Source organism: Acetobacter sp. AAB5 (assembly GCF_050106715.1).
In the GTDB taxonomy this organism is placed as follows: domain Bacteria; phylum Pseudomonadota; class Alphaproteobacteria; order Acetobacterales; family Acetobacteraceae; genus Acetobacter; species Acetobacter oryzifermentans.
Genome location: NZ_JBNIEW010000089.1, coordinates 1 through 222, shown reverse-complemented (window position 1 = coordinate 222; position 222 = coordinate 1). Strand labels below are relative to the sequence as shown.

Here is a 222-nt window from a genome sequence, read left to right as displayed (position 1 = left end):
GAAACATCCCGCCAGCAGAAGCTGAGGCACGCTTTTATGCACAACAGAAATCACATGCATTAGCCGCTTAAATCAGATAAAAAACGTCTCCACAAAACCCGGGGCAATTCAACGTGGGATTTGTAGCCAAAGAACGGGATGGCGAGATCGCTCGACGGTATGGTTCCATCGTCCTGCCGCTTCGCCTTCGTGAACTTAAGTGTCCATCGTGCATGACGATCC

At 50.5% G+C, this 222-nt stretch carries 1 pseudogene; it reads right to left on the bottom strand.

Going from position 1 to position 222, the window contains the following annotated elements:
• Positions 1 to 98: 98 nt before the first annotated feature.
• Positions 99 to 222 (bottom strand): annotated as a pseudogene (locus tag ACP7IZ_RS13930) (IS5/IS1182 family transposase); the annotation flags it as partial.